Annotated in this window: 12 protein-coding genes and 1 pseudogene; 5 read left to right on the top strand and 8 right to left on the bottom strand. The window is 66.8% G+C overall.

The genetic code is table 11. The features are described 5' to 3' along the window. Window positions 1-111 precede the first annotated feature (111 nt). The gene (locus ACQ0O7_RS00005) at window positions 112-990 is read left to right on the top strand and encodes an IS5 family transposase (RefSeq protein ID WP_430779756.1); all 879 of its coding nucleotides are present in this window, start codon (window positions 112-114) and stop codon (window positions 988-990) included. 552 nt (window positions 991-1,542) lie between these two features. On the opposite strand, the gene ACQ0O7_RS00010 is transcribed toward ACQ0O7_RS00005, so the two are convergent. The 8 genes and pseudogenes from ACQ0O7_RS00010 to rpmH all read right to left on the bottom strand — a co-directional run bounded on the left by ACQ0O7_RS00010 (window position 1,543) and on the right by rpmH (window position 7,297). Then, a complete protein-coding gene (locus ACQ0O7_RS00010) occupies window positions 1,543-2,688 on the bottom strand; it encodes a ParB/RepB/Spo0J family partition protein (protein ID WP_430779602.1) in 1,146 nt (381 codons plus the stop codon). After that, window positions 2,685-3,587: pseudogene (locus tag ACQ0O7_RS00015) on the bottom strand (ParA family protein); the annotation flags it as partial. The gene ACQ0O7_RS00010 and the pseudogene ACQ0O7_RS00015, both read right to left, overlap by 4 nt. A gap of 410 nt (window positions 3,588-3,997) precedes the next feature. Next, window positions 3,998-4,756 (bottom strand): 16S rRNA (guanine(527)-N(7))-methyltransferase RsmG, encoded by a 759-nt coding sequence (gene rsmG, locus ACQ0O7_RS00020; RefSeq protein WP_430779603.1) that lies wholly within the window; start codon window positions 4,754-4,756, stop codon window positions 3,998-4,000. Window positions 4,757-4,758: 2 nt separating this feature from the next. Then, window positions 4,759-5,343, bottom strand: a complete 585-nt coding sequence (locus ACQ0O7_RS00025; RefSeq protein ID WP_430779604.1) for a protein jag — start codon at window positions 5,341-5,343, stop codon at window positions 4,759-4,761. A gap of 138 nt (window positions 5,344-5,481) precedes the next feature. After that, on the bottom strand, window positions 5,482-6,510 hold the full coding sequence (yidC, locus tag ACQ0O7_RS00030; protein ID WP_430779605.1) for a membrane protein insertase YidC: 1,029 nt from the start codon (window positions 6,508-6,510) through the stop codon (window positions 5,482-5,484). Further along, complete coding sequence (gene yidD / locus ACQ0O7_RS00035) at window positions 6,507-6,770, bottom strand: membrane protein insertion efficiency factor YidD (protein WP_430779606.1); 264 nt, start codon at window positions 6,768-6,770, stop codon at window positions 6,507-6,509. The genes yidC and yidD overlap by 4 nt, the downstream gene beginning before the upstream one ends. Beyond that, a complete protein-coding gene (gene rnpA, locus ACQ0O7_RS00040) occupies window positions 6,767-7,123 on the bottom strand; it encodes a ribonuclease P protein component (protein ID WP_430779607.1) in 357 nt (118 codons plus the stop codon). The genes yidD and rnpA overlap by 4 nt, the downstream gene beginning before the upstream one ends. 36 nt (window positions 7,124-7,159) lie before the next feature. Then, the gene (gene rpmH / locus ACQ0O7_RS00045; protein WP_014448226.1) at window positions 7,160-7,297 is read right to left on the bottom strand and encodes a 50S ribosomal protein L34; all 138 of its coding nucleotides are present in this window, start codon (window positions 7,295-7,297) and stop codon (window positions 7,160-7,162) included. A 570-nt stretch (window positions 7,298-7,867) separates the two neighbouring features. On the opposite strand from rpmH, the gene dnaA reads away from it, so the two are divergent. From dnaA to recF, 4 genes are all read left to right on the top strand, one after another. After that, a complete protein-coding gene (dnaA, locus tag ACQ0O7_RS00050) occupies window positions 7,868-9,706 on the top strand; it encodes a chromosomal replication initiator protein DnaA (RefSeq protein WP_430779608.1) in 1,839 nt (612 codons plus the stop codon). 3,677 nt (window positions 9,707-13,383) lie between these two features. Further along, window positions 13,384-14,517: a DNA polymerase III subunit beta gene (gene dnaN / locus ACQ0O7_RS00055; protein ID WP_430779609.1), complete on the top strand. Its 1,134-nt coding sequence runs from the start codon at window positions 13,384-13,386 to the stop codon at window positions 14,515-14,517. Between the two features lie 39 nt (window positions 14,518-14,556). Then, window positions 14,557-15,429, top strand: coding sequence for a phosphogluconate dehydrogenase (NAD(+)-dependent, decarboxylating) (gnd, locus tag ACQ0O7_RS00060; RefSeq protein WP_430779611.1), 873 nt, complete (start codon window positions 14,557-14,559; stop codon window positions 15,427-15,429). Between the two features lie 3 nt (window positions 15,430-15,432). After that, window positions 15,433-16,563 carry a DNA replication/repair protein RecF gene (gene recF / locus ACQ0O7_RS00065; protein WP_430779612.1) on the top strand — a complete coding sequence of 377 codons (1,131 nt, stop codon included), beginning with the start codon at window positions 15,433-15,435 and terminating at the stop codon, window positions 16,561-16,563. The last annotated feature ends 114 nt before the right edge of the window (window positions 16,564-16,677 follow it).

Below are 16,677 nucleotides of genomic sequence, written 5' to 3' on the forward strand. Positions count from 1 at the left end.
AGGTTGATCGATGTCACGCGTGGCGGTGATCGATAACTGAAGAGGTCTCCGGTATCTGGTTCTGCGACCAAGCAAGAACTTCATACCGGAGACCTCGTGTCCAGCGTAGCGGTGACGAGGCGGCACGACCTGACCGACCGGCAGTGGGCTGTCCTGGCCCCGCTCCTTCCCGCCGCGTCACCAACGGGTCGTCCGCCGAAGTGGGAGAAACGGCAGCTCATCGATGATATGCGGTGGCGGATCCGGACCGGGTCCCCGTGGCGTGACGTCCCCGCCGGGTACGGGCCCTGGCAGACCGTCTACGGCCTGTTCCGCCGTTGGCAGCGCGATGGCACCTGGGACCGAATCCTGTCCGCCTCGCAGGCCGGCGCCGACGCGGACGGCCGGATCGGCTGGACGGTCAGCGTGGACTCGACGACCAGCCGGGCACATCAGCATGCCGCCGGCGCGCGCAAGGACGGCCACCTACAGAAAGAACCACCCGGCGGTGTGCACGAGGAACCGGCCGATCACGCGCTGGGGCGGTCCCGGGGTGGACTGACCACCAAGACTCATCTCGCGTGTGAGCAGGGGCAGAAGGTGCTGTCGCTGATCGTGACCGCCGGGCATCGCGGTGACAGCCCGCAGTTCATCCCGGTGCTGGGCCGGATCCGGGTGACCCGTCTCGGGGTGGGGCGGCCCCGGACCCGGCCCGGCCTGGTGCTGGCCGACAAGGCCTACACCAGCCGCGGCAACCGTGACTACCTGCGTAAACGCGGGATCAAGGCCTGCATCCCGAGCAAGAAGGACCAAGACGCCCACCGCAAGGCCAAGGGCTCCAAGGGCGGACGCCCGCCGGCCTTCGACAAGGAGCTCTACAAGCTGCGCCACGCTGTCGAGAACGGCATTGCCCGACTCAAACGCCACCGCGGCGTCGCCACCCGCTACGACAAACTCGCCGTCAGGTTCCAAGCCGTCCTGACCATCGTCATCATCTGCGAGTGGCTCTGACCGGCTTATGAAACACGCCTTAGGGGTCGACGACTCGGACGGCTAGAACCAGAGCCGGCCACGACTGACTACTCGATGGGCGGAACAGTCGGCGACGGCACTACGGCAACCCGCGATGGCCCTCGCTCAAGGATGACAGCTCACTCACGACACATTCGCGGAAATCCTCTCACCAAGAGACAGGCTGGCGCCCACGCCAGGCGAAGACAGCAAATGATCCGGAGCCGCATTGGAACACGACCAAGGTGGCCTCCCGAACGGAGAAGTGTCCCCACGTTGGCTTGAGTCTCAAAGACAGGCTCGAACAGCACCGAGCCGAAAGTCCACTACCTAGAAAGTGAAATCTACTTTTATTTTGGTGCGACTGCAAAAATTTAGGCGACAAAAACCCCAAAAACCGCATTCCAAGAGTCAACCGCACGCTGCGATGCCAGTTAGAAATCTCAGGAGAATCGTTCTGACAGAACCGTTCGGGCGGCGTCCAGGTCCAGAAACGCCGAAGGCGCGTGAGTGACCCACGCGCCTTCGGGCAAAGCCCCGTCACGAACCGCCCTACTCCTCCGGCTCATCGCCGGCGCGAGGGGCGCCTTCCTCTTCCACGCCGATCATGCCGACTATGCGCTCCAGGTCGTCGACGGTCGCGAACTCGATCGTGATCTTGCCCTTGTTCCGGCCGATGTCGACTTTGACTCTGGTGTCGAAGCGATCGGACAACCGCTCCGCCAGATCGTTCAGGGCCGGCGCGTGCACCTTCGCCCTACGGGCTGCGGCCGGCTTCTTCACCATCGAGTCGTCTGACGCCGCCAGGTGCACGATCTCTTCGGTGGCTCGTACCGACAAGCCTTCTTTGACGATCCGCTCAGCGAGCGCATCCTGGGCCGCACTGTTGTCGAGCCCGAGCAGCGCCCGAGCATGCCCCGCCGACAGGATGCCCGCGGCAACCCGCCGTTGGACCGCGGCCGGCAGGTTCATCAACCGAATGGTGTTGGAGATCTGCGGCCGGCTGCGCCCGATCCGCCGGGCCAGCTCCTCATGGGTGGCACCGAATTCTTCCAGCAGCTGCTGGTAGGCGGCGGCTTCTTCCAGCGGGTTGAGGTTGGCCCGGTGGATGTTCTCCAGCAGCGCGTCCCGCAGCATCGCATCGTCGGGTGTGTCCCGGACGATCGCGGGGATGGTCTCCCGCCCGACGGCTTGCGCGGCACGCCACCGCCGCTCACCCATGACCAGCTCGTACCGGCCGTCACCGAGGTCGCGCACCACGATCGGCTGCAGGAAGCCGACCTCTTGGATGGAGGTTTTCAGCTCCTCCAGCGCTTCTTCGTCGAAGACATGACGCGGCTGCTTGGCGTTGGGCTCGATCGCCGAGACGGGCAGTTCAGCGAACCGCGCACCGGGCACCGGCGCCAGCCCACGATCATCTTCAAAGGAGTCCAAGGATTCCAAAGAGTCCCGGGAGCCCGAGGAATCCCGGGAGGCTGAGGAATCCCGGGAGACTGAGGAATCCGGAGAGCCCAGGGCGTCCGACGGAGTCGGCACAGCCGGAGCCGCGTTGCCAACTGACGAGATCGCGGGGGACGAAGAACCACCAGAGGAGCTCTGATCAGGAAGCACCTCGACGGAGGTAGCCGCTTCCCCGGCAGGCGCCGTAGGAATCAGCGCGCCCAGGCCACGGCCCAAGCCACCCCGCCGGTTCTTCATGCCGCCCCTCCAGTGTTGACTCCACGCATGGCGAGTTCCAGCGCAGCCTCGAAGTAGCTCGTGGCTCCTCGTGAACCCGGATCGTAAGTCATCACCGACTGGCCGTAGCTCGGTGCCTCCGAAACTCGTACGTTCCGGGGAATCACCGCGTTCAGCACCTTGGCGCCGAAGTGGTTCCGCACATCCTGCTCCACCGCATCTGCCAGACGCGTACGCCGGTCGTACATCGTCAACAAGATCGTAGAGACATCGAGGGTCGGATTGAGGTGCTGACGCACCAAGTTGATGTTGTTGATCAGCTGATTGAGACCTTCCAGTGCGTAGTACTCGCACTGGATCGGGATCAGCACCTCCTGCGCGGCGCAGAGCGCATTGACCGTCAGCAGGCCCAGCGACGGAGGGCAGTCGATGAAGACGTAGTCGAACTTCTCCGGGTGGCTGGCGATCGCCCGGGCCAACCGGGACTCACGCGCCACGACCGACACCAGCTCGATCTCGGCACCGGCCAGGTCGATGGTGGCCGGCACGCAGTACAGGTTGGGGATGCCCTCAACCTGCTGCGCCACCTCAGCCAGCGGCACATTGTCGATCAGGCAGTCGTAGACGTCCGGCACGCCAGCGTGGTGCGGCACGTTCAGGCCGGTGGAGGCATTGCCCTGCGGGTCCAGGTCAACCACCAGCACACGGTTGCCATGCAGCGCGAGCGCCACGGCAAGGTTGACCGTCGTGGTCGTCTTCCCGACGCCGCCCTTCTGGTTGGCGACGCAAATCACCCGCGGGTGGTCTGGGCGCGGCATGATGATCTCGCCGCTCGGGTTGAGGATCTGCACAGCTCGCAACGCTTCCATAGCAAGGGGTGGATCATCCTCATCCGACCCCGGCGTTTCACGTGAAACATGCTCGGTGGACTGAACCGACGCCCCTGAAGAAGGAGCGCCAGCGGTTTGGTGTGGCAGAGGTGTGCCATACCCATATGAAGGAAGGTCTTGATCGCCAGCGTGCAGCCCGCCCACGCTCACTCCCGACGGCCTGTCGAGAGGCGACTCGGTTTCACGTGAAACACCGTACTCATGCACCGCTTCATCCCTGATGGCTAGGAAGGGGTCGGCCGGCAGAACAAGGGAGACACTATCGACATCCGGCCAGCCTACGGGTGTCGGGCACCAGCCGCCATGGCCGTCCGTCCGTTCCGCGAGGAGCGCAACGTCACTCAGGGCCACCCCACCGCGATTGGGTACGGGCCTCAAGAGCACCACTAACGCCCCTCACAGCCCCCCTGACCGCCCGCAATCCGGATCGGTGAGCCCGCCTACCGCCGACGCGAAGACGACCGTGAGGAAGAACGTGACGAGGCGCGCGAAGTGGCACGTGTCGAGGTGCGGGGCGAGGTGCGGGAGGGAGCCCGGGACAGCACCGGAATCTCCACCACCGTCGTAGGCGGATCGATCAACCCGACCCCACACAGATGGATGACGGCCTCCCCTCCACCGAGTGAAGTGACGGCCTCCTGAGCGGCGGCGATCTCCTCAGCTGCCGACGACCCCTTCATCGCGAGCAGCCGGCCACCGACAGCAGCCAGCGGCAGGCACCATCCGGCGAGCTTGTCGAGCGCCGCGACGGCCCGAGCGGTCACCACGTCGGCTCCGGGTAGATCGACGTCTTCGGCCCGCCCGCGTACGACGGAGACGTTGTCCAGCCCGAGCGACTCGACCGCCTCGTCGAGGAAAGCGGTGCGCCGGGCCAGCGGCTCAACGAGGGTGATGCGGAGGTCGGGGCGGGCGATGGCGAGGACCAGGCCGGGCAGCCCGGCTCCGGAGCCGACATCGATCACCGACGCCCCGTCCGGGATGAGGGTCTCCATCACACCGCAGTTGATGAGGTGCCGCTCCCAGAGCCGTGGTGCTTCCCGGGGCCCGATCAGCCCACGGACGACACCATCGGTGGCGAGCAACTCCGCGTAGCGACCGGCCAGATCCAGTCGATCGCCGAAAACCTGGCGGGCAGACGACGGCCCGGGCGAGACGACGCCCGGGCCGGAGTCACCCGCGTCGTGGCGGGGCGAAGACACGATCAGTCCGCCACCCGTACGACAATCCGGCGGTTTGGCTCTACGCCCTCGGACTCACTCTGCACGCCGGTGATCGCGTTGACCACGTCGTGCACGCACTTGCGCTCGAAGGCGGACATCGGCTCCAGGCGAACCGGGTCGCCGTGCTCCTTGACCTTCTCGACGGCGTTGCGGGCGACGGCGCCGAGTTCCTTACGGCGGGCGGCCCGGTAGCCGCCGATGTCGAGCAGGAGGCGGCTGGGCGAGCCGGTGGCCCGGAAGATCGCCAGGCGGGTGAGTTCCTGGAGGGCCTCCACGGTGGCGCCGCGCTGGCCGACGAGCGGCTGGAGACGGCCGCCGACGACCTCGACCATCGGGCGGCCCGCGGAGACGAGCTCGTCGATGTCGCCGTCGTAGTCCAGGATGTCCAGCAGACCCTCGATGTAGTCCGCGGCGATCTCGCTCTGGCGGAACAGGTCCCCCTCCGAGGCGACGGTCTCCGGCTTCTTGACCTCGGTGGTCTCGGCCGCCTCGGTCGTCTCCGTGGAAGCGGTCTCCGAGGTGGCGGTCTCCGAAGAGGCGGAAGCGGGAGTGCTGGTGTCGGTCACGGTCTCATCTCCGTTGTCACTCGGGCCCGACCGGAGTCGGTCCGCTGTTTCCCGCGCCTGCTGCGTCGTGCCTGCCGGCGCGGGGAGGTCTGTGTGGGCCAAGGTGAGCGCCCGGGGCGTGGTGGCCCCGGGCAGCGATCATCCCTTGGGTTTGTTCGCCGGTCGGGCGCCCTTCTTGGGATTCACCGGTTTGGCACCCGGCTTGGGTGCGAGCGCCTTGGTGTCGACCACCGGGCTGGTCGGCTCCGGGGTGGCCGGCTTGCGGCCGAAGAGGCCACCGGTGCGGGCCGGCTGGACCGGGTTCTTGGCGGTGCCCGCGGTCTTGGTGCCGGTGGCCGGGCGGGCGGTGGAACCGCCCTTGTTCGCCATCGCCGGCGGCGGGAACTTGCGGAGCACCCACTGCTGCTGGGCCAGGGTGAACAGGTTGTTCGTGACCCAGTAGATGACGACACCGATCGGGAACAGCGCGCCGGAGAAGAGCAGCGTGAACGGGATGCCGTAGAGCATCAGCCGCTGGATCATCAGCTGCTGCGGGTCCTCGGCCCAGCCGGTCTTGAGGATCATCTGGCGCTGGGTGAGGAACGTGGTGGCCATCATGATCAGAACCAGGACGGCGGCCAGGATCTTGACGGTGAGGCCGTCGGCGTTGAGCGCGGCCAGCTCGGCGCTGGACGACCCGAACTTGGCACTGATCGGCGCGTTGAACAGGTGCGCGACGGCGGCGCTGTTGAACTGCTCGAGCGGCCAGCCGTACAGCTGCTTGTTGGCGTCCGAGATCGTCGGGTCGAGGTGCTGGAGCACGTGGAAGAGGCCGAAGAAGACCGGGATCTGCAGGAACATCGGGAGGCAACCCATCAGCGGGTTGGCCTTCTCGACCCGGTACAGCTCCATCATTTCTTTCTGGAGCGTCTCCCGGTCGCCCTTGTGCTTCTCCTGCAGGGCCTTGACCTTGGGCTGCAGCGCCTGGATCGCGCGCTGGCTCTTGATCTGCTTGACGAAGACCGGGAAGAGGATGACCCGCAGTGTCACCACCAGGAAGAAGATCGCCAGGATCCATGCCCAGTTGGTGCCGATGACACGACCGTCAGGTATGCCGATCGCGTCCCACAGTGAATGCCATCGCAGAAGAATCCACGAGATGACGTAGTAGATCGGGTCCAGACTCAATCTATAGCTCCAGTCACATCGGCAGGACGGTGACGGATCGGGTCAGGCACCGGGTCATACCCGCCAGGGTGGAAGGGATGGCACTTCAAGAGCCGCCAGATCGCCAGGCCGGCCCCTCGGACCGCGCCGTGACGCGCCAGTGACTCCTGGGCGTACGCGCTGCACGAGGGGTAGAACCGACAGCGGGCCGGCAGCGCCGGACTCAAGTATCGACGGTACGCGACAACAACCGCCGTCAAGAGGCGGGCGGCCAGGCTCATCGTGGCCGCCGTGGTTTACGCGCCGAGACGAGCGCGCTCTCCAGATCAGTGGCCAGCGTGGCGTACGTGGCGCCGGCGGCAGCCGGAAGTGCCCGAACCACCAGTGACGCTCCCGCCGGGAGATCGCTGAGGAGTGGCCGGACGAGGTGACGCAGTCGGCGTCGGACCTTATTACGCACCACCGCGTTGCCCACCGCTTTGGATACGACAAAGCCGGCGCGCGCCGTGGAGGCGGACGCCGGCTCGTCGATAAGCAGGTGAACGACCAGGGTGCCGCAGCCGGCTCGACGGCCGCCGCGGATCGCTGCGGCGAAGTCGTCGCTACGCCGCAGTCGTTGCGTCGCGGCTAGCACGACTACCTGGGCATTCCGACCCGACTAGCGGTCGGCTCAGGCCGACAGCTTGTCGCGGCCCTTGGTACGGCGGGCAGACAGGATGGCGCGACCGGCACGGGTGCGCATGCGCAGCCGGAAGCCGTGGGTCTTGGCGCGCCGACGGTTGTTCGGCTGATAGGTGCGCTTGCTCACGTCAAAAACTCCGTCTTCGTACTACGACTCTGGGGGCATCCGCTGCAAGACGCCACTCTAGCAGAGCGCGGCGGAGCAACCGCCCAACCCTACGCAGGGGCATCATGGGGGTCAACCATATCCTGAGTCGGCACGTCGGCTCAGGCGTGTACCCAGGACCTGCCCGGTCTTTCCGTGCACACAGTGAATCTTTTCCCGCGACCGGGCGGTGGACGGCCGGCGCGACAGTTGTAACCCGCCAGTCGGCGCTGTTAGCGTGCGCGGTTGCTGGTCTCATCGGCCGTTCGTGAACCGCGAAGCGACGGCCAAAACCGGACAAGCAGGTTGATCGTTCGCCACGGTGAGCCCTGTGGTGAGCCTGTGACGAGCCAGTTCACCACCCGCGCCACCACAGGCTCCGGTGACCTGCCGACCATCCGGCCGGGAGCGGCCACCGGCAACCCCACGGCTTGTGGATAACCTGTGGATAGCCGGTTGGCACCGTGCGTGCTCAGCACGTTGACTGTGTTGGGTTGGCGAAAGGCCGGACAAGGCTCACCGGGGGTCGGTGGCGATGGGGGTGGCGCGGCGGTGGCCGATCAGGTCGACCTGGGCACGTTGTGGCGTGAGACGTTGGACGAGCTGTCCGACGAGATCGCGTCACGGCAGCAGCGCGCCTATCTACAGTTCACCCGGCTGAGGGCGATAGTCGAAGACACCGCTCTCCTATCGGTTCCGGACACCTACACCCGCGACATCATCGAGTCCCGGCTGCGCCCGGCGATCACCGAGGCGCTCACCAAGCGGCTGAACCGGCCCATTCAGGTGGCTGTCACGGTCCGGCCTCCGGAGGACGGCTCCGGCATGCCCGGCACCGTCTACGGCACCCCGTCCGAGCAGGTCGCGCCGATGGCCGACCCGCAGCCGCGGCACTACGCGGACGCCGGCCCCTATCAGCCGGAGCTGCCCGCCTATCCGGGCCCGCAGCGGATGCCCGAGCCGCCGTACCAGCAGCAGGCGTTCGGCCCGGCCGAGCACGCGCCCGAGCCTTACCCGACCGGTTCGGCCCAGCATTCGGCACCGCAGACGCCGTACTCCCGCGGTGTTCCGACCGGCCAGGAGGCGCTGTTCGCCGACCCGATGCCGTCGTCGGCGCCGCCGCAGGTGAACCGGTCGCCGGCCACCCGCCCGGTCGAGAACGATCAGCCCAACGACGCGGTGGCGCACCGGTTGGCTGCCGACGCCGCGCAACTCCGCGACAATCAGCGTCATCCCGACGACCGCCCGATGCCGGGTCCGGACCGTCGCGACGACGTCCCGATGCGTGGCGACAACGGCCCCGGCCGGCCGGCGATCGACCTGCGCGGCCCCGGCACCACCCCGCGTCCCGGCGGGCAGGACGGCAACCGGCTCAACCCGAAGTACATGTTCGAGACGTTCGTCATCGGCTCGTCCAACCGGTTCGCGCACGCCGCGGCGGTCGCGGTCGCCGAGTCGCCGGCGAAGGCGTACAACCCGCTGTTCATCTACGGCAGCTCCGGGCTGGGCAAGACCCACCTGCTGCACGCCATCGGCCACTACGCCACCACTCTGGGGCACGCGCGCTCGGTCCGCTACGTGTCGACCGAGGAGTTCACCAACGATTTCATCAACAGCCTGCGCGACGACAAGACGCAGGCGTTCCAGCGCCGCTACCGCGACGTCGACATCCTGCTGATCGACGACATCCAGTTCCTGGAGAACCGCGAGCGGACGCAGGAGGAGTTCTTCCACACCTTCAACACGCTGCACAACGCGAACAAACAGATCGTGATCAGCTCAGACCGCTCCCCGCGCCAGCTGGCCACCCTGGAGGACCGGATGCGGACCCGCTTCGAGTGGGGCCTGCTCGCCGACATCCAGCCACCCGACCTGGAGACGCGTATCGCGATCCTCCAGAAGAAGGCCGCCCAGGAGCGCATGTACGCGCCCGACGACGTCCTGGAATTCATCGCCTCCCGGGTGTCGAACTCGATCCGCGAGCTGGAGGGCGCCCTCATCCGGGTGACCGCTTTCGCCAGCCTCACCCGCTCCCCGGTCCAGCTCTCCCTGGCCGAGGAGGTCCTGCGCGACTTCATGCCGGACGGCGCCGGCCCGGAGATCACCGCCGACCAGATCATGGTCTCCACGGCCGACTACTTCGGCGTCTCCCTGGAGGACCTGCGAGGCCACTCCCGCAGCCGCGTCCTGGTCAACGCCCGCCAGGTCGCGATGTACCTCTGCCGCGAGCTGACCGACCTCTCCCTACCCCGCATCGGCCAGGCCTTCGGCGGCCGCGACCACACCACGGTGATGCACGCCGACCGCAAAATCCGCCAACACATGGCCGAACGGCGTTCCCTTTACAACCAGATCGCCGAACTAACCAACAGAATCAAACAAAACACCTGATTTGGTACGCCCCAGGGGCCCCCAACCGCACCCCGGGGCCCAGCCCCGGGCGATCAGGCGGCGCCGGCTGACGACCTTCCCACCACCGCCGGGCTGTGCTACCCCATCACCGCCTACCCCTCCCAGCCCCGCCCACCCATAGCGGGCCCCCACCCCGTAGCCACCACATGCAACGGACGACACCCAGGCAGGGTTGAGGCAACCACCGCAGTGCCAATTCCCGCCCGCCCAGCCCCCGCCCGCCCAGCCCCCGCCCGCCAAGTCCCCACAGGCCCAAATTCCCGCGTCGCAACATCCCCGCGCCGCCCGGTGCCTGAGGGCCCGACATCCCGCCACCTTCAGCGTCCCGTCGTCCCATCGCGGAGGCGCTCCGGTGCCTTGACCCTTAGATCCCTAACGGGAACGACCAGCCATCTCAAGTTGTCGGCACTTTTCCGCCGATTTGGCCCTCCCTCGGCTGGCATCCCCGTCGGCGCCCTTCTCAAGTGGGTCCGTCGCACAAGGGCTCACAGCCCGGCAGATCTTGGCGGATTCACTACCGTTCAGAGCCTTCTCCTCGGCAGCCGGGCCTCGTGCGGCCAATCCCGCGCACAAGCAACCGAAAATCCCCGATCTTGCCCGGTTTACCACCGCTTTCGAGCCTCGCTCTTGGCCGCCTGATCACTTGCGGTCAAGCCCTCGCGCGGGCAACCCGCTCAGCAGAGATTTTGGTGGATTTACCACCTAAAACGGTGGTAAATCCACCAAAATTGGCCAGGGTGGGGCCGAAAGGCGGATACTCGCGCGGAGAATTGACCGCGTCCGGGCCGGCAGCCCAGAGGAAGACTCTTTCGGTGGTAAACCGGCCAAGATCGGACGTAGAGAGCGCTTGCGCGGCCGACAGCCGCGCCGCCGAGAAAGGCCTCCTCCGGTGGGGAATTCACCAAGATCACGGTGGAGGCAGGGTCACCGATGTGGCCCCGGCCGCACCCGGCCTAAGCCCCGATCAGGCCAACGCCAACCTGAGCGCCGACCAACCACATCGCGATGCCAACGCCACCTCGGAGCCAACGCCAACAGATGCCCTCTCAGCTGTGGGCACCGCCGACTGACGTCCAACTGTGGGCGCCGTCGGCTGCCGTTCCAGCTGTGGGCGCCGCCGGCTGCCGTCCAGCTGTAGGCACCGCCGGCTGCCGTCTCGGCTGCACGGCATGGGCTCGGGCACAGAGGGCCAATCATCAGCACTCGGCCCGACCGAAAAGGTCACGCCCTGGGATGACATCAAGAGGCCGGTTACCAAGCCTCCGTCCCGATCCCACGCGCTCCCGCGCCCAAAACTCACACCCCGCCTCACCGTCACACCCTGCTGACACGCCCACCCCCGCGCCCTGCCCTCGCGCTCGGCCTGCTGGGACATCCACGCCCCTGCCCTGTTGACGCCTTCGCGCCCCGCCCTTACTGGCACACCCGCTCTCCGCCTTTCCGCCCCGCCCTCCCGCTCCGACGGCACGGCCGCGCCCCTGTTTTCGCGCCCCGCCTGCTGGCACGCCAGCGCTCCGCACCCGCACGTCGCCCTGCCGTCACCCTCGCGCTCCGCCGCCGTCATCGCCGTCGTCGCCCTTTGGCCGCTCTCGCTGCTCTCGCTGCTCTCGCTGCTCTCGCTGCTCTCGCTCTCGCCCTCGCTCTCGCCCTCGCCCTCGCCCTCGCCCTCGCCCTCGCCCTCGCCCTCGCCCTCGCCCTCGCCCTCGCCCTCGCCCTCGAATCATTATTTTTTATAATAAAATGCACACTACTGCACAAACTAAAACGCACTAAATCCTATTTAAATTCGCAAAAGCCTTTAGCATTTTAAAGACAACTAAATGTGTTAAAATAATTTGATAGCTGTATTAACCAGCGCAATAGACTCGTCGACGCGGAATGGTGTGCCGGGCAGTGGCGGTATGACGGGCAGGCCCGACTTCGACAATCCGGAACAGCGCGGCTCATGGGACTGACGTGCCTTGCGCGGACGGTTTGAGCGCGGGACAAACACCGTTCACAAACGGATGCCCGAGTCCGTAAGGGAGCCGCCCTGCCGGCTGGGTAGGCCTACGCCGAACCTGGTTCCCGAAACTCCGTTAGCCCCTGTCTGAAACTCCATCAGCGAAGCTCTGACCTGCACATCTGTGAGGAACACGATGACCGGCGCGGGAGCTGGCTACGAAATAGCAGGCCTGCGGTTCGGGCTGACGGTGAGGCTCCGCGAGACGGTTCGGTGCCTGGCGAACGGCTCGACACCTGGCGATGATCACGGATCGACGCGCCATCTGCACCAGCTCGTCGATCACACAAGGCGGGTCCTACCAAGGCGGATCCCACCGGCGCGGGCACTACCAGGGCAGGTACTACCAGGGCAGGCCATACCAGTGCGTGCCCTACGAGCGCGGGCACTTCAGCGCGGATCCCACCAGCGCGGGTTATGCCGGGACAGTGACATCAGGCCGGCCACGCCAGGACGCCACGACAGCACCGGTTGGGGTCCTGCTGTGGACAACCCCGGATATGCCCCGGCAGCGCCCGGCAGCCGGGCCCGGACATGCCGCACGGGCCCTGGATCCACAGGCTGACGCGGGACGCCACGAATCGCTCACTGGGCTGTGGACAAGTGCTCTGAGCTGCAGGAAAACGATGGCCTCAGGGACGGCTGGAGGGCTCAGCTGTCGTTCCGCGTACCCAATGGGAAGGAAATCCACAGGGAGTGGGGCGCCGGCTCGGACCGGCACGGTTTTGATCGTCCACATCCGGGGGCACGCAGGGACGGGCGTCGACGCCTGAAGCAGCCGATTCGTAGTTATCCCCAGGTTCTCCACGAACGAGTGAACCGACTCTGAGCTGCACTTTCACGAGCGATCGCTACTTATCCACGGGTAATACACCGGGTTTTCCACAAGTTATGCCCAGATCAACTACCGGAATCCACAATATCGACGCTGCTCAACGCCTGTTTTCCGAAGTGATCCACAGCGATTTGTCAACGTCGGAACGGTCCAGTTACGTGCCAACGTTTTCCACACTAATCCACAGGCATCCACAGGCTGGATCCCCAGGCGGTGGATATCTCCCGACCCGGTTATCCACAGATGTGCATCAACTCTGTGGAAATCGATGTGGACAGACACAGAGGGTCGTAGTTGATCTCACAGCCTGTGGAAGCCTGTGGATATCCTGTTGAAGGTTCTGGGGACGACGAGTCAGGACCGTCCCTGCGTTATGCACAGGCCGGGGGATAAAACCGGTGGATAGCCTGGGGACAGCCTGTGGACAACGGTGGATAACCCTGGGGAACGATCATCGCTGTGGACAGAGACCCCGAGTTATACCCGGGTTTCCCACATGTGAATCACACGTGGATAACTCTCTCACCAGCACAAACGCCGGTTTTCCACAGAACACACAGCCCCGATGAAGACGACTAGTTATCTCTTCTAAGAGAACAAAAACCAATCATCAGCGTTGTGGAAGGTTGGAGGCTCGGTTCGAGGTTCGCCTCGGTCGAGGTTCACCAAGCACCGGGAAGCAGGGGCTCGGAGAGTTGGAGTCCTCGCCCTCGGCGGTGTAAGAAGCCGGACCAGGGCCGGGCACGCATCAGCACCGCCGGAGCCATAGAGTTCAGTGGGGTCCATGCCCCTGTATGAGGACGCATCGCGGAGGACAGCATGAAGTTCCGGGTGGAGCGTGACGCGCTCGCCGACGCCGTGGCGTGGACAGCCAAGAGCCTGCCGAGCCGGCCCTCGGTGCCGGTTCTCGCCGGGGTGATGCTCCGGGTCGCCAACGGGCGCCTGCAGGTGTCCGGCTTCGACTACGAGGTCTCCAGCCAGGTGAGTGTCGAGGTGCAGGCCGACGCCGACGGGGCCGCACTGGTCTCCGGCCGTCTGCTCGCCGAGATCACCAAGGCCCTGCCGGGCAAGCCGGTGGACATCGCCGCGGTCGGCGCGCATCTCGAGCTGGTCTGCGGCAGCGCGCGGTTCACCCTGCCGACGATGCCTGTGGAGGACTACCCGTCGCTGCCGGACATGCCGTCCAGCGCGGGCACTGTCGACGCCTCGACGTTCGCCTCAGCGGTTTCCCAGGTCGCGATCGCCGCAGGTCGGGACGAGACCCTGCCGATGATGACGGGTGTGCGCCTGGAGTTGAACGGTTCGACGATGGCGCTGCTGGCGACCGACCGGTACCGGCTGGCCATGCGGGAGATCGAGTGGAGCCCGGACGACCCGGAGATCAGCCTGAACGCGCTGGTGCCGGCGAAGACCCTGAACGACACGGCGAAGGCGCTGGGCCCGGCGGGCGGTGCGGTGACGCTGGCTCTGGCGCAGGGCAGCGCCGGTGAGGGCATGATCGGTTTCGCCGGTGGCGCCCGCCGGACGACGAGCCGTCTGCTAGACGGGGCGAACTACCCGCCGGTGCGTTCGCTGTTCCCGGCGTCGCACAACGCCGAGGCCCGGGTGGCGGTGTCGGCTCTGGTGGAGGTGGTCCGACGGGTCGCCCTGGTGGCCGAGCGCCAGACCCCGGTGCTGCTGAGCTTCAGCGAGGACGGCGTGGTGGTCGAGGCGGGTGGCACCGAGGAGGCGCGGGCCAGCGAGGCGGCCGAGGCGGCGTTCACCGGTGAGCCGCTGACGATCGGCTTCAACCCGCAGTACCTGATCGACGGTCTGCAGAACCTGGGGTCGCCGACGGCGGTGTTCGCGTTCGTCGACGCGTTCAAGCCGGCTGTGATCTCCCCCGCTGGCGAAAGCGGCGAAATCATCCCGGGTTACCGCTATCTGATCATGCCGATCCGGGTGACTCGCTGATACTGAGCTTGAACCAATCGCTCATCTAGGGAGATCACCATGCAACTCGGCCTGATCGGTCTCGGCCGCATGGGTGGCAACATGCGGGAACGACTGCGTGCAGCGGGGCACGAGGTCGTCGGATTCGACCACAACCCGGACAAGAGTGACGTCGCCAACCTGGCCGAGCTGGCCGAGAAGCTGGCGGGGCCGCGTGTCGTCTGGACCATGGTGCCGGCCGGCAAGATCACCGAGGACACGATCAACCAGCTCGCCGAGGTCCTCGAGGCCGGCGACATCATCATCGACGGCGGCAACTCGAAGTTCACCGACGACGGTCCGCGGGCCGAGCGGCTCAAGGCCAAGGGCATCCACTACCTGGACGTCGGTGTGTCGGGCGGCGTGTGGGGCATCACCAACGGCTACGCGCTGATGGTCGGCGGTGACGCCGAGCAGGTGGAGCACTGCAAGCCGATCTTCGAGGCGCTCAAGCCGGCCGGTGAGTTCGGCTTCGCGCACGCCGGCACGCACGGCGCCGGCCACTACGCCAAGATGATCCACAACGGCATCGAGTACGGGATGATGCAGGCGTACGGCGAGGGGTACGAGATCCTCCTGGCGTCCGAGCTGGTCCACGACGTGCCGGCGGTCATCAAGAGCTGGCGTGAGGGCAGCGTCGTCAAGTCCTGGCTGCTGGATCTGCTGGACCGGGCGCTGGACGAGGACCCGACGCTGGCCAACCTCAAGGGCTACGTGGAGGACACCGGCGAGGGCCGGTGGACCGTCGACGAGGCGGTGCGTCTGGCCGTACCGGCGCATGTCCTGGCCGCGTCGATCTTCACCCGTTTCGAGTCCCGCCAGGAGGACTCGCCGGCCATGAAGGCGGTCGCCGCGCTGCGCCAGCAGTTCGGTGGACACGCCGTCAAGCGCTGATCCATGCACGTACGCCGGGTCGAGCTCACCGACTTCCGAAGCTATGAGCGGGTGGCGGTCGATCTCGATCCCGGCGTGTCCGTGCTGGTCGGGCAGAACGGCATGGGCAAGACGAACCTGATCGAGGCCCTGGGTTACGTGGCCACTCTGGACAGTCACCGGGTGGCCACCGACGCTCCGCTGGTGCGGCGGGGGGCGACCTCGGCGGTGGTTCGCTGCGCTCTCGTCCACGACGGCCGTGAGCTGCTGGTGGAGCTGGAGATCGTGCCGGGCCGGGCGAACCGGGCCCGGCTGAACCGCTCGCCGGTGCGCCGGCCCCGGGACGTGCTGGGCGCGCTGCGGATGGTGCTGTTCGCCCCGGAGGACCTGGAGCTGGTTCGGGGCGATCCGTCGGAGCGCCGGCGGTACCTGGACGATCTGCTGGTGGCCCGCCAGCCGCGGTACGCGGGGGTGCGCGCCGACTACGACCGGGTGATCAAGCAGCGGAACGCTCTGCTGCGCAACGCCTACCTGAATCGCAAGGTGGGCGGGACTCGTGGCCAGGACCTGTCGACACTGGCGGTCTGGGATCACCATCTGGCCCATCACGGGGCGGAGCTGCTGGCCGGCCGGCTGGAGCTGACGTCGGCGCTGGCTCCGCACCTGACGAAGGCGTACGACGCGGTGGCGGCCGGCCGGGGTGCGGCGACGATCACGTACGCCTCGCGGTTGGGTGATGCCCTGCCGGTCGATCGTCCGGCGCTGGAGGCGGCGATCCTGGCCCGGCTGGAGGAGCGCCGGGTGGCCGAGACCGAGCGCGGCACCACGCTGGTCGGGCCGCACCGTGACGATCTGGCGCTGAGCCTGGGTGATCTGCCGGTCAAGGGGTACGCGAGCCACGGCGAGTCCTGGTCGTTCGCGCTGGCGCTGCGGCTGGCCGCCTACGACCTGCTGCGGTCGGACGGCATCGAGCCGGTGCTGGTGCTCGACGACGTGTTCGCCGAGTTGGACACGGCGCGCCGGGAGAGGCTGGCGGGTCTGGTCTCGGACGCGGGACAGTTGCTGGTGACGTGTGCGGTTCCGGAGGACGTGCCGGCGAGTCTGCTCGGCGCGCGCTACGACGTGACGACAGGATCGGTGACCCGTGTCCCCTGAGTTGCCACCCGACGGGTCGGCTGACCGGCCTCAGCGCTTCGTGGAGGCCCGTAACGACCTGTGGGCTGGGATGGATGAGGACCGAGAGATCCAGGGCGGTCCTGGGGGCTCTGA

This window comes from Actinoplanes sp. G11-F43 (genome assembly GCF_050589265.1).
Taxonomy (GTDB): Bacteria; Actinomycetota; Actinomycetes; order Mycobacteriales; family Micromonosporaceae; genus Actinoplanes.